Annotated in this window: 12 protein-coding genes; 5 read left to right on the plus strand and 7 right to left on the minus strand. The window is 62.0% G+C overall.

Features of this window, described 5'->3' with window-relative positions; translation table 11 throughout:
* Entirely contained in the window at window positions 1-1563 is a 1563-nt protein-coding gene (locus tag AC0L3H_RS01455) for an adenylate/guanylate cyclase domain-containing protein (protein ID WP_023801351.1), read from the plus strand.
* Window positions 1564-2074: 511 nt separating this feature from the next.
* Here AC0L3H_RS01455 and AC0L3H_RS01460 read toward each other — a convergent pair.
* Entirely contained in the window at window positions 2075-2518 is a 444-nt protein-coding gene (locus AC0L3H_RS01460) for a PPC domain-containing DNA-binding protein (protein ID WP_473584224.1), read from the minus strand.
* 282 nt (window positions 2519-2800) lie between these two features.
* Between AC0L3H_RS01460 and AC0L3H_RS01465 the strand changes: the two genes are divergently transcribed.
* Window positions 2801-3559: a TIGR02587 family membrane protein gene (locus AC0L3H_RS01465; RefSeq protein WP_473584225.1), complete on the plus strand. Its 759-nt coding sequence runs from the start codon at window positions 2801-2803 to the stop codon at window positions 3557-3559.
* Complete coding sequence (locus AC0L3H_RS01470; RefSeq protein ID WP_473584226.1) at window positions 3556-3996, plus strand: TIGR02588 family protein; 441 nt, start codon at window positions 3556-3558, stop codon at window positions 3994-3996. The genes AC0L3H_RS01465 and AC0L3H_RS01470 overlap by 4 nt, the downstream gene beginning before the upstream one ends.
* A 163-nt stretch (window positions 3997-4159) precedes the next feature.
* On the opposite strand, the gene AC0L3H_RS01475 is transcribed toward AC0L3H_RS01470, so the two are convergent.
* The gene (locus tag AC0L3H_RS01475) at window positions 4160-5872 is read right to left on the minus strand and encodes an HAD family hydrolase (protein WP_473584227.1); all 1713 of its coding nucleotides are present in this window, start codon (window positions 5870-5872) and stop codon (window positions 4160-4162) included.
* An 88-nt stretch (window positions 5873-5960) separates the two neighbouring features.
* Window positions 5961-6932 (minus strand): SDR family oxidoreductase, encoded by a 972-nt coding sequence (locus AC0L3H_RS01480; protein WP_473584228.1) that lies wholly within the window; start codon window positions 6930-6932, stop codon window positions 5961-5963.
* A 279-nt stretch (window positions 6933-7211) separates the two neighbouring features.
* On the opposite strand from AC0L3H_RS01480, the gene AC0L3H_RS01485 reads away from it, so the two are divergent.
* Window positions 7212-8744 carry an FAD-dependent oxidoreductase gene (locus AC0L3H_RS01485; RefSeq protein ID WP_473584229.1) on the plus strand — a complete coding sequence of 511 codons (1533 nt, stop codon included), beginning with the start codon at window positions 7212-7214 and terminating at the stop codon, window positions 8742-8744.
* A gap of 39 nt (window positions 8745-8783) precedes the next feature.
* Here AC0L3H_RS01485 and AC0L3H_RS01490 read toward each other — a convergent pair whose 3' ends face one another.
* The 4 genes from AC0L3H_RS01490 to AC0L3H_RS01505 form a co-directional block, all read right to left on the minus strand.
* Window positions 8784-9554, minus strand: a complete 771-nt coding sequence (locus AC0L3H_RS01490; protein ID WP_473584230.1) for a TIGR01458 family HAD-type hydrolase — start codon at window positions 9552-9554, stop codon at window positions 8784-8786.
* A gap of 97 nt (window positions 9555-9651) precedes the next feature.
* Window positions 9652-10605 carry a dihydrodipicolinate synthase family protein gene (locus AC0L3H_RS01495; protein ID WP_473584231.1) on the minus strand — a complete coding sequence of 318 codons (954 nt, stop codon included), beginning with the start codon at window positions 10603-10605 and terminating at the stop codon, window positions 9652-9654.
* Window positions 10595-11590, minus strand: a complete 996-nt coding sequence (locus AC0L3H_RS01500) for a Gfo/Idh/MocA family protein (RefSeq protein WP_473584232.1) — start codon at window positions 11588-11590, stop codon at window positions 10595-10597. Before AC0L3H_RS01500 ends, AC0L3H_RS01495 begins: the two co-directional genes overlap by 11 nt.
* A complete protein-coding gene (locus tag AC0L3H_RS01505) occupies window positions 11587-12558 on the minus strand; it encodes a Gfo/Idh/MocA family protein (protein ID WP_473584233.1) in 972 nt (323 codons plus the stop codon). The genes AC0L3H_RS01500 and AC0L3H_RS01505 overlap by 4 nt, the downstream gene beginning before the upstream one ends.
* Before the next feature lie 111 nt (window positions 12559-12669).
* On the opposite strand from AC0L3H_RS01505, the gene AC0L3H_RS01510 reads away from it, so the two are divergent.
* Window positions 12670-13419, plus strand: coding sequence for a FadR/GntR family transcriptional regulator (locus tag AC0L3H_RS01510; protein ID WP_473584234.1), 750 nt, complete (start codon window positions 12670-12672; stop codon window positions 13417-13419).
* The last annotated feature ends 6 nt before the right edge of the window (window positions 13420-13425 follow it).

The raw sequence follows: 13425 nt of genomic DNA on the forward strand, positions 1-13425 counted from the left end.
ATGACTGCCAACGAGTTCCAACGCCACGCAATAGCCGCCCATCTGGCGCAGCGGCTTGCTGGACCGGCACGGGCAATCTCGGGATTTCAGGAACTGCTGCTAGAACAGGTGCAGAACCATAGTCTGGTGCACATCACTCCAGATCTTGAGAGGGTCGGCGCCGCTGCCCGGCAATTGAACAGCCTCATCGACAGCTTGATCCATGGCAAAGCCGACTGTCCGGACCATGCAGGGCGCGAGATCGAGGCGAAACTGCGCCACGATTTGCGAACACCACTCAACGCGATTATCGGCTACTCCGAAATGATCCTTGAAGAAGCCGAAGAATTGCACGAACACGCATTGGACGAAGATGTCAGGGTGATGCTCGCGGCTGCGGCCGAGCTGTTGGCGCATGTCGATGCAATTGCCGGCCTATCGCGCGCCAGCGACAACGAAGCGCTGTGGACGACGGATCAGGCAGAGATCGATGCAGCAGGGCTTGAAAGGGCGCTCGGCAAGACGGAGCACGATGCATTCTCAGGACGCAGCGGTAGAATACTTGTCGTCGACGACATCGGCAGTAACCGCGATCTTCTCTCGCGCCGCTTGCTGCACGACGGTCATCAGGTAGTCACTGCCGAGTCAGGCCTGTCCGCGCTGACCCGCCTTGCGGAATATGAATTCGACCTTGTTCTGTTGGACATACTGATGCCGGACATGAACGGCATCGAGGTGCTCTCGCGATTGAAAGCTGAGCGCCGGTGGCGGCACATCCCCGTCATTATGATCTCGGGGCTGAACGAAGTCGACGCCGTGGTCCGCTGCATCGAGGCGGGAGCCGACGACTACTTGCTTAAACCATTCAATCCGGTCCTGTTGCGCGCCCGGATCAACTCCAGTCTGGAGAAAAAGCGTTGGCGCGACCGCGAGCACCAGTATCTTCAGCGGATAGAGGCGGAAAAGCGGCGGGCCGACTCGCTTCTACATGCCGTCCTGCCCGGTCAAATCGTTGCGCGGCTGCAAGGGGGCGAGGAGATCATTGCGGACCGGTTCGAGGAAGTGACCATCCTTTTTGCCGATATTGTCGGATTCTCGCCTATCGCAGCGAAATTGCCGGCATCCGACCTTATCAAGCGCCTCGACCGGATGTTCAGCATGTTCGACGCGCTGGCGGAGAAGCATTCCGTGGAGAAGATCAAGACAATCGGAGACGCGTATATGGCCGCTTGTGGTCTTCCGGAGCCGGCGGCCGATCACGCCGACAGGACCGTGGCGCTGGGAAAGTCCATGCTGGACTCGTTGAGGCTCTTGGCGTCGGGCAGCGATAGTTTTCGCGTCCGAATCGGCGTACACACCGGACCGGTGATCGCCGGTCTGATCGGCCGACATCGGTTCGTCTATGATGTCTGGGGCGAAACCGTGAACATCGCAAGCCGGCTCGAATCCCAGGGCGTAGCCGACCGCATGCAAATCTCGGAGGCAACCAGACGCGCTTTGCACGACTCTTGGGAGCTAGAACCGCGCTGCACTGTGGAACTGAGAGGCGTCGGCACGATGGAAACCTATCTCGTTCGACACTGATGTCTGATTTCCTCAAAGCGACGCGTAAGCGAGTAGCTTACGGCACCGGCGTTGAGAGGCTATCACTACCATAGGCATTCGCGAATCGAAGAGCAGATTAACCAGCGTCCGTGTCATCATCAGCATGACTGGGTTAGGCTCGGCGGACTTGGCTACCACCACCCGTCCCATCCATATCGAATTTAGGTCATGGATTGCTGGCGAGACTGGAGGCCTATGTCGAGACGGGCTTTCTGTGCTTCCGCCGCATCTCCAAGCGGAAGTTCATCCATCTGTGATGGTCGAGAATAACGCCAGAGCTATCGCGACACGGGTGCTGATCTATGTGGCACCATACGTCCGGAACGTGTCCGAAGACGCGACCTCCATAGCGATGGCCGCGCAAGTCCGATTATGGCGCTCTCTGCTCGTTCAGGAGGCTAAACGAACTACGGCTTCCCACCCAAAGCGGTTGTCTAACCTCGGGGACCAAGCGTCAGGTTTTCACCACTAGCCTGATCCGCGCTTGGCTTCAGGCATCCAGATCGATCAAGGCGATGCCGAGTTCCGGGCGCTTTCTGCGGCGCAGATGACCAGGCGTTTCCACCAAAGTGACTTCGAGTGTCGGCCGAACGATGCCATCGAGCAGATGTCCGCCCCGCGTGCTGCCGTCGCGCAATCCGAGCACCGCGTGGACATGAAGGCTGGGCCTGCCGTCGTCGCCGATCGCAACGTCGCCGATCGCGCTGAGCACCTCGCACTGTTCCAGCACCGGGATTCTCCGATAAGTTTTTTCCTCGATGTCGAACCAGCCGACAGTCGCCTTTTCGAAGGCGCCGAGCGCGGTCAGCGAGGCGCCGCCAATATCGTGATCGACAGCGAAAGATGTGAGCGCCGCGAACGCTTCCTCGCCGGGATCAAGCACCACAACGAACGTCCTTTGTCCGGCGCTTTCGGCGACGAGCTGCGATTTCATGATTTCACTCCAGACGCTGTGTGGCTTTGGGTTGTCATTCGATCGAGAGGTTGAACGGAAAGCTGGCTCGCGAGTTCCCAACAGGTTCGGCTTGGCTTTGAACATCGCAGCGCCGTTCGGCTGTGGCGAAGATGCAGCGGTCCGGAACAAGATTGTCCAGGAAACATTGTTCCCGCAGGCTATCTCTGAGGAGCGGACGTGGCGCCAACCGAGATCATCGTCAGGCATGCGCTAACGCCGCGTGAGTTCTGGATTGGTCTTGGCCGTGCCTTTGCCGGAGCGTTGATCTTCGCCGCCCCGGTGCTGATGACCATGGAGGCCTGGGCGCTGGGCTTTCACCTTCACCCACTGCGGCTCGCCCTGTTCCTCGCTGTCACTTTGCCAATGCTGGTGCTGCTGCACAAGTACGGAGGCTTTCGCGACACGGTGGCGCTGCGCGACCGCATCGCCGATGCTTTTGTGGCGATACTTGTGGCCGCTGTGGCGGCTACGGCGGTGTTGTTTATTTTCGGCATCGTGACCGCCGAAATGCCGCTGCGGGAGGTGATTGGCAAAATTGCGGTGCAGGTTGTCCCAGGCAGCCTCGGGGCGTCCTTGGCACGCGCTCAGCTCGGCCCGAGTTTGTTGGAGGAGGAGGACATTCCCGAGCCCGGCTACACCGGAGAGCTGTTCCTGATGGTGGTCGGAGCGTTATTTCTATCGGTGAACATCGCACCGACGGAAGAGGTCGTCCTCATCGCCTACAAGATGGAGCCCTGGCAGGAAATCGCCCTGGTGGTGGTCACCCTCGCTCTCATGCACGCCTTCGTCTATGAGTTCGAATTCCGCGGCTCGCACAGTCCCGAGCCAGGCGCTGGATTCGTCAGCATCTTCTTTCGCTATGCGATCGTCGGCTATGTCCTGGTGATGCTTGTGAACCTCTACATCTTGTGGACCTTCGGCAGGACCGATGGCGCCGGCTTTTCGGAGACACTCAGTGCAGTCGTGGTTCTGTCGTTTCCTGGCGCGCTCGGGGCGGCGGTTGCGAGGCTCATTCTGTGACAAGGAACCCCGCAAAAGGCGACAAGCAACAGCAGTCCGACAACAAAGCAAAGGCACGCAAACCCGGGACTTCGGTCACGGAGTGGGTCGTGGCGGGCATAAGCTCCGTAGTCCTGCTTGCCGTGCTCGGTTATCTTGTCGTCGATGGCGTGAGCACGCGCGATGGGACCGCCCGGATCGTTGTGCTGCCGCTTGGCGTCGCGGTCACCGAGGGGGGCTACGTGGTCGAGTTCGCCGCTGCAAACAGGGCGGGGAAATCAGTTGCTGCTGTCGAGATCAAAGGTGAGCTCCGCAACGGCGATGAGGTCGTCGAGGATAGCAGCGCTACGCTTGACTATGTCCCACAGAATTCCCAACGGAAGGGCGCGTTGATCTTTCGTCGCGATCCCGAGGCCTATGACCTGCGCCTCTTTGCCATTGGATATAGTGAACCCTGACCAGTCAAAACGCCATGGATGAAAGGCAACTCGGCGTGGATGACGCGGTCAAACGGCCACTGCTTCGCCCTGCTGTAAAAGCGACATGGCTGCAGAGAACCAACATGGCCCGTGCCTCCGAGAAAGAGGTGCGTGGGCGATCCTTTTCGCACCCTATTCCCCTCTATTCCTCCGGGGCAGTGGCAGGAGCCGTATAACGGCGACGTACTGCGTCCAGAACGTGCTTGCGGCTTTCCTGCGCCGAGAGCATTTCGTCCCTTTCCGCCTCGGCGGTCTCGCGCGCCAGGTCCTTGTCCCTGATCTGTCGGCGAAACCATTCGGAATAGTCGCCGGCGCGCAGGTGATGCTCCCAGGTTCTGTCGTCGATGCCCTCGGCAATCTGAGCGAAGATCATCAGGTTGTGGGCCCGGAGGTTCATCGCGTTGTCGGGACCTCTGAAATAGAAGCTGCCGGCCTCGTCGAGTTGACCTTCTGCATATTTGCGGCTGTGACGCTTGAGCGACTGGCGCGGCTCGATCGCTTTGACCATGGCAATTTTCTTGCGGGCTTGCGGCCGCCAGAAGAGCACACGCTCGCCTTTTGGCGAGGGAATATCCTTTGGCGGCTTGGTGTCCGTCTCCTGACAAAAGGCCTTGATGACATTCTTGGCCTTGGGACCGAGCGCAATGACGGCAGTGACCAGACGCAGGGCGTCGGTCGAGATCGCTTCCGGATGAACGGTGATCAGGACAGTGCCCGGCAATTCCAACGACAGAATGGCGCGCGTGTCGTCGCGCCTCTTGGGCAGAAGATGATGCGCCTCGTCAATGACCAGCCAATGCGGCCTCGCCGTACGGTAGCGGAAATTGCCAAGACCGGGGAGCAGGTCGGCAAAGAAGCCTGGCCGCTCGTTGACCCGCAACGCCAGCCCGTTGACGACCACATTGGTGTCGGGCTTTTCGACCAGGTCGAGCACTTGTTCCTTTGTCGGTTCGCTTGAGGCATCGCCTACCCGGACGGCGCCTTCGAGGCCATCATAGTCGCCTTCCGGATCGAAAACGCAGAATTGAAATCCGTTCTCGACGAAGCGTTCCGTCAGCGCGGTGGCCAAGGTGGATTTGCCGATGCCGGAGCTTCCGGCGATCAGAACCGTGTCGGTCGGCGTCAGATAGACTTCGTCGCCGCCGACCGAACCGAGAAGGATGCCGTCACGGGCTTTTCGGACAAATTCCCGATCACGCTTTACCAACTTTTCGATCAGTTCCTCGACGCCCTTTCCACGTGCGCCGCGCGTTACAAGATCCGCTGTATCCTTGACCGCCGCAAGGGCGTTCTCGACAGCGACGCTGCAGCCGCAGGCCCGCAGGAACGCGTGATCGTTTTCAGCATCGCCAATACCGACCACATTGTGTGGCGACAGCTTGAGGTCCTCAAGTGCGGCTGCCAGCCCGGCTGCCTTGTTGATGCCGGTGGGCAGCACCATCACCGCGCCCTTGTTGAAGATGATTTCCAGCTCCAGCCCGAGTTCCTTGATGACCTCAAGAACTGTTGCCTGGTGTGGTTCCCAGGTCGCGACGATCGACCGTCCGACTGAAAGCGGCTTGACGCCGCGTTTCTTCAAACTGGCAACAAATTTCGGTGCCGGTGCCGGTGAGATCGCACGTTCTTCCTCGCTGGCAGGCGTGTAGATCAACGCCCCATTTTCGGCGACGACCTTGTCGAACACGCCGAGTTCGGGAAAAACCCGCTTGAGGTCGGGCAGTTCGCGGCCAGTGACGAGGATGAGCTTGCGGCCACTTTTCTTGAACCGTTCGAGGGCTGCAAGCGTCTTTTCGACTACGATCCCATCATGCGCCAGCGTGCCGTCATAGTCCGTCGCCAAGGCAATGAAATACATCTGTCGACCATTTCATATCTAAGATCGCCGCTACCTCCGCCACAGGCGAGAGGTCCACGATGATCGAGGCAGTGCGGGCGACACGTTCTCAGTAGCCGCCGATGATCGGCAATATCTCGCCGGTGATGTAGCTTGAACAATGCGGCGAGGCGAGGAACACATAGGCCGGCGCGATTTCCTCCGGTTGCGCCGGCCGTTTCATCGGCGTGTCTGCGCCAAATTTCGAGACGTCGCCGGCTTGCTTGTCCGACGGGTTGAGCGGGGTCCACACCGGGCCTGGCGCCACGCAGTTCACCCGAATTCCCTTTTCGATGAGGTTTCCGGACAGCGCGCGCGTGAAGGCATGAATGCCGCCCTTGGTCATCGAATAGTCGACCAGCTGCTTCGAGCCCTCGATGCCGGTTATGGAGCCGCTGTTGATGATCGCCGAACCAGGCTTCATATGCGGAACGGCCTCCTGCGCCATGTGGAAATAGCCGTAGAGGTTGGTCTTCAGCGTCGTGTCGAAATGCTCCTCGGTCAGCTCACTGAAGTCGCTGGAATGGACCTGGAAAGCGGCGTTGTTGACCAGCACGTCGATCCGGCCAAATTCCTTCACCACCCTAGTCACAGCCTTGTGGCAGTGGTCGCGTTCGCTGACGTTGGCCTTGACCAGCGTGCAGCGCCGGCCCTCGGCTTCGACGGCCCTCTTCGTTTCTTCAGCATCCTTGTCCTCGCACAGATAGACGATCGCCACATCGGCGCCTTCGCGCGCATAGAGCACGGCCACGGCTCGGCCGATGCCGGAATCGCCGCCGGTGATGACGGCCACTTTGCCGTCCAGCTTTTTTGATCCGATATAGAATGGCGCGTCGTAAAGCGGCGCCGGCTCTATCGCCCATTCATGCCCTGGCTTCGGCTGGTGCTGCTCGGGAAAGGGTGGCTCGGGATATTTGCGTGCTCCGGCCTGCATGGCGCCTTGTTGCTTGCCGTTGCCCTTCGTTTTGTCCTTGGCGTCGATGCCGCGCTGGATGTGGCGTTGCTTGGCGGCCTCGCCGGCGATTTCCGATTTCATCTGCATGGCTGTCTCCTTGGCTTGGAGAACGAACAACGCATGTCCGGCGAAAAAGTTTACGCGACGGCGTCATTCCTTCGGCAACAAATCCAAACGCCAGGAAATCGACGGCGTGTACTGCGCAACTGGCAACAAATGACGCGGCCGGACGTTTGGGCACAAGCGGTGTCCGAGAACCTGAAGGCGCGCTGGCCAAGCAGAAGGTATTCCGAGACTGGTGACCTGACGATTTCCCGCTTCTCGGCCGTACAGGCGATCTTCTGGATCGCGCCAAGGGAGAGGAAAATGGCTGAAGATCATGCCAAACCAACCGGGCCGGATCTGGTCGAGGGTATCGCGTTATCCGATCTTGCCGACGGCGGAAAGCTTCTCGGCCATTGCGGCGATGAGCCGGTGCTGCTGGTGCGCCGCGGGGCCGAGATCTTCGCCATCGGCGCGACATGCACACATTATGGCGGGCCGCTCGTCGACGGTCTTGTGGCGGAAGACACCGTCCGGTGTCCCTGGCATCACGCGTGTTTTGATTTGCGTACAGGCGAGGCCTTGCGCGCCCCTGCTTTCAGTCCACTCGCGTGCTGGTCGGTGGAACAACGCGATGATCGGATAGTCGTGGGCGAGAAACGCAAGCGGACGGTGTCCAAGCCGCGCCCTGGCGGTTCCAGCCAGGCTCCCGAAAAAATCGTCATTGTCGGTGGCGGCGCCGCAGGTTTCGCGGCGGCAGAAACACTGCGGCGCGAACATTATCAAGGCAGCATTGTCATGCTCAGCAACGACGAAGCGCCGCCGGTTGATCGGCCCAATCTTTCCAAGGACTACCTCGCCGGCAAAGCACCGGAGGATTGGATTCCGCTGCGCCGAGAAAGCTTCTATTCGAAGAACGGCATCGACCTGCGCCTCAATGCGGATGTCGCCAGCATCGATACGCGTTCTGGCGAGGTTGTGCTCGCGGACGGGGCCCGGACTGCCTACGACAGGCTACTCCTGGCGACCGGAGCCGAACCGGTTCGCCTGACCATACAAGGCGCCGACCAGCCACATGTTCACACGCTGCGCTCGTTCGCAGACTGCAAGGCGATCATCGAACCAGCCACGACTGCGCGCCGCGCCGTCGTGCTTGGCGCCAGTTTCATTGGCCTGGAGGTTGCCGCGGCGCTGCGGTCGCGCTCGATCGAAGTTCATGTCGTGGCGCCGGAAAAACGGCCCATGGAACGGATCATGGGCCCGCAAATGGCCGACTTCATCCGCGCCCTGCATGAGGAGAATGGTGTCGTATTCCATCTCGAGGACACTGCGAGCAGCATCGACGCCAGCGAGGTGAAACTCAGCGGTGGCGATACGTTGGCGGCGGATCTCGTCGTCGCCGGCATCGGCGTGCGACCGCGGATAGGGCTTGCCGAAACGGCGGGGCTCACCCTTGACTGCGGTGTCGTCGTAAACGCCTTTTTGGAGACGAGCGCACCAGGCATCTTCGCGGCCGGCGACATTGCGCGGTGGCCGGATCCTCACAGTGGCGAAAATATTCGGGTCGAGCATTGGGTGGTTGCCGAGCGGCAGGGGCAAACCGCGGCCCTCAACATGCTCGGCCATCGCCAGAAGTTCGTCGCCGTGCCGTTCTTCTGGAGCCAGCACTACGATGTTCCCATCAACTATGTCGGCCATGCCGTGCAATGGGACGAGATCGCGATCGATGGCGACATCGTTGCCAGGGATTGCCTGCTCCGCTTCAAGCGCGAAGGGCGCACGCTGGCTGTCGCTTCGATCTTTCGCGACATCGAAAGTCTGGGGGCCGAGGTGGAAATGGAGCGCCAGACGACCTAGCCCGGATATCTCGAGCGAAGCGCACGCTGTACGGCCGGTTCAGTCCCGGCGCGCAAGGATCCAGTCGGTCGCCACCGCGAGATCTGCGACGGTTGCGGTCGGGCGCGGATCAAACCGTTTCTCGTCGCCCTGCCGGTATTTGCCTGTCCGCACCAGCAAGGCGCGCGACAGTCCGGCGCGCAGCGCGCCAGCTATGTCGGCCTCGGCGTCGTCGCCGACCATGATCGCCTGGTCTGGCGGACAGTCCATGCTTGCCAGCGCCGACAGAAAGAATTCCGACGACGGCTTGCCGAGAACGGTTGCGCGTTTCAGCGAGGCAAATTCCAATGCCGCGACGAATGGCCCGGCATCGAGGCTGAGCTCGCCGTCGGTATCCCGAAACGTCCGGTTGGTGGCAAGGGCCAGCAATTCGGCCCCGGCGCTCAGCTCGCGGAACGCGTCATTCAACGCCGCATAGGTGAAGGCGTCTCCGACATCGCCGACGATGACGGCGCGCTTGTCGCGATCCGGCAGTTCGCAAAAGTCCGGCGCAAGGCCGGGGTGAATCAGCAAATATGGCGCTCGGCCATTGCGAAGCAGCCAATCGCGTGCAGCGTGCGCCGGGGTGAAAACATCTGCCCTGGTAACGGTGAGTCCCATCGCCTGCAGACGTTCGAGAACGCTCTGTTTCGACGAGCGCGTGGTATTGCTTATGAAGCGTATGGCCAAGCCGGCCTGGCGCAAACGCGTGACGGCGTCGATCCCGCCTGGTATGGCGGTCTCGCCATCATAGATGACGCCTGCGAGGTCCAGCAGTACACCTCTTGTCATCGGTCCAGCATGACCACGAGTCTGTCAGGCGTCAAATCCGGAACAGGCCATGGTTGTTCCCCTTGGATCAGGGGGCAGGCACATGCGATAGCCGAGGTCACTGCCACCATTCGGGAAAGGTCATGCGTGCGGCCTCGGCCAGCGTCGCGATCGCCTCGTCGGGGACCGAGCTGTAAGGCCAGAGCAGTCGCGGGCCAAGCGGCGCCCAGCCGCCGGCCGCCGCCATCGCTTTGTCGAGCGCCGCATCGCTGACGTCATAGCGAGCGCGAAAAGGCAGTACGTGGGTGGCGAGAAAGGCCTGGATGCGCGTCTCGACCTCGGCAGCGGCCGCCGCGTCGGTGCGGATCGTCTGCCACCACATTACCGCGCCCTTGGGGTTAAGGCAGGCGACGTTGGAGTAGCTGCCGTGCGCTCCCTGGGCGAATCCCGCCGCCAGCGTATGGCCGGGCACGAAGACCGAAAATCCCGGCAGTTCGCGGCGCATGTCGGCGTACCAGCCGGGGTCGCCGCCCGGCAGCTTGGCGCCGACCAGCGACGGCACCGCTGCACGCAGCCTGGCGATGGCTTCGAGCGTCAGGCGGCGCTTGGCATGCGGTGGATTGTAGAGCACCAGCGGCATGTCGGGCGCGGCCTCGCACAGGCCGCCGACGAAGCGCATGACCTCGCCGTCGCTGGGCGGCCACCAGTCGGGCAAGGTGAATTGCACCGCCGCCGGGCGAAGCGCCGACACCCGCATCAGCCGCTCGCGTGCGACGCGCGGATTGGACTGGCTGATGCCGATCTGGAAGGGCAGGCGCGCGCGGCCGGCAATCGCGGCCATCAGGGCGCAAAGCCGGTCGAACTCGGGCTCGGTCTGGCAGTGGAATTCGCAGGCCGTGCCATTGGAATAGATGCCGTCGACGCCTGATGCGCAGAGCCGGGCGATCGTTTCCTCCGTCGTTTCCCAGTCGATTGCCCCGCGATCGTCAATGGCCAGCATCACCGCGCCCCAGACGCCGCGCGGCACGTGTGCGGGCAAGTGGCTCGGGTGGTCGTCGAGCTCAGCGCGCACCGGCGATCTCGTGCTCGCGGCGCGTTTCGTTCGACGCAAAGGCGGCCTCGATGATGGCGATGATCTTGCGGCCATAGGCGCCGTGGACCGGCACCGGCTTGTCGTCGGCAATGGCATCGCGCATCGCGCTCCATTCGCGCACCAGCGCGGCATGCATCCAGTTCGGCTCGAACGAGCCGGGCAGGTCGGTCCAGGCCTTGTCGCGGCCAAGCATCGTGCCGCGGTCCATGTCGATGCGCAGCGTTGCCTGCTCGCAGACCAGGTCCATGGCGTAGCCGGCCGCCCCATTGCGATAGCCGACGCTCTGCATCTGGCCGAGCCCGCCGCCGGCGAAGCGCAGTCCGAGCAGGGCGGTGTCGTCGGCTTCCTGGTCATGGGACATGGCGCCAAGCATGGCGCTCACCGACACGACGTCGTCATCCATGAGCCAGACGAGGCGGTCGAGCGCATGGATGCCGGCCGTCAACAGCATGCCGCCGCCGGTGGCCTTGCGCAGATGCCAGTCGCGGCGATTGTGCTCCATCCACAGCTTGATGATCCAGCTCGATCCGACGAGCGGCCGGCCGAGCGTTCCTTGCTCAAGCATTTGCCTGGCCGCCATGCAAGGCAGCGCGAAATGCATGAGATGGGCGACTATCAGCTTGACGCCAGCGGCGGCCACGGCGGCGTTGATCGCATCGCAGGCCGCCGCCGTCGGCGCCATCGGTTTTTCCAGCATGACGTGCTTGCCGGCGTTCGCCGCGCCGATCGCCATTTCGGCATGCAGATGGTGAGGACTGGCGATCAGGACAGCGTCGACATCCTTGTCGTCGAGCAGCTTGCGCCAGTCGGTGTAGCCGCGACCACCATGTTCGCTGGTGAAGGCGGCCAGGGCATCGTTATTCCCACGGCACGATGCGACGAGATGCAGGCCCTGCACCTGCTTGATTGCCCTTGCATGGGCGGCGCCGAAATCGCCCGCTCCGATAATGCCTATTCCAATCATCGTCCTGCCTTTTCATACGCGGCGTCGATCAGCGACATCGCCGCAACATAGTCATCGATCGAAGTCGCCGGCGGCGCTTTTCGAACCAGCCGGTCGAGCGTGTCGCTCATGCACAGGCGGTAGCGCGTCGCCGGCAATTCGATCGGCAATTCGATGATAGCGCCATCGTCGAGGGTCGCACAGAAGGCGCGCTCGCCATAGTCGATGACGGTCGCATTCTCACTAACGATACGCCATTCAAAATCGCCGCCGGGGCGCATCGAAGCAAAAGTGTATCCGGCCTCGACGACGAACAATGCTCCGGCAGCGTCTTCCAGTACAAGCAGCGCATGGTCCTCGACCGGGGCACGGTGAATGCGGTTCTCGATCGAAACGGTTTTTAGCCTGAGTGCGCCGGTTGCCAGGCCGAGCGCGGCGTCAACGCCGTGTATGCCGAGGTTCCTCAGCGCGCCGCCGCCACCGATCGCCGGATCCACCACCCAGGCGACGCCGTCGGCGGCATAGCGCTGCGGCGGGCCATTGACCAGCCGGAACTGGCAATGCGCAACCGCACCGGCGCGGCCTTGGCTGCGCAGCCGTTCAAAGGCAGTGGCGGCCGGCCCAAAGCGGTTGGGCAGGGGAACGCTGACAAAGGCCTGGTGCTGCCTCGCCAACTCGCTGAGCGCGGCCAACGCTGCGGTGCTGCTGGCCGCCGGCTTTTCCAGGATCAGCGGTATGCCGGCTTCGATGACGGCACGCGCCCGCGCCGGCACCGCCGAAGGGTGTCCCATCAGCAGGATCGCGTCCGGCGGGCTGGAGAGGATTTTCGCAAAGTCGGCGATGAACGGCAAATGCTGGCGCGTCGCGAAGGCGGGCGCATGCTGCGCGTCCTCATCCCAGATGCCGGCAATCTCGGCGCCGCAAAAACGTGCAGCGTCGAGATGCATTTCGGCGTGCCAATGGCTTGAGCCGGCCAGGACGATCTTCATTCAGGTGACGAATCCTCTTACTTGCAGGATATCCTACAAGTCGCTATGCTACAAGCATCGACCGCTTTGCGACGCGCCATCGGCCGCAATTGCAGCGGCGCTGGGAGAAAAATGCCGGAACCCAAGTTGAGCTCGGAACCCAAGTTGAACCGGGACCAAAAATCGATCGAACCGCTGGCCCGACCGCCGCTGCTTCACGTCAGCGTGCAGGAGAGCCTGAGGAAATATATCCAGAGCAACCAGCTCAAGGCGGGGGACCCCTTGCCTCCGGAGACCTTCCTGGCGCAGCGGCTCGGCGTCGGCCGCAACTCGGTGCGCGAAGCGATCAAGGCGCTGGAGTCGATCGGCATTCTGGAGACGCGTCGCGGCGTCGGCGTGTTCGTCAAGGAATTCTCGTTCAAGCCGTTGCTGGATAATCTGGCATACGGCCTGCAGGATTCGCTGCGCGACGTCGAGGAACTGCGCGAGATCCGCCGCGTCCTTGAGACCGGCCTGATCGCAAAAACCATCGAGATGATCAGCGCCGAAGAGATCGCCGCGCTGCGCCAGCTGACCGAAAGCATGCGGCGGCGCGCCGAGCGCCAGGAAAGCTTTGCCGAAGAGGACCAGCAATTCCACCAGTTGCTGTTCCGCTGCCAGAACAATCACATGTTGAGCGCGCTGATCGACATCTTCTGGGTGGCGTTCAACAAGGCCTCGAATTTCACCAGCCTCGACAATCCGACGCCGCTCGCGACCTGGCGCGACCATCACGAGATCGTCGAGGCCGTCGCCGCCAAGGATGTCGACCGGGCGCGTCAGCGCCTCGACGACCACTACAGGGGGATTCAGCAAGTGATCGCCAAAAACCGGATTACCTGACCCAAC

It is taken from the genome of Mesorhizobium sp. WSM4816, assembly GCF_055811535.1.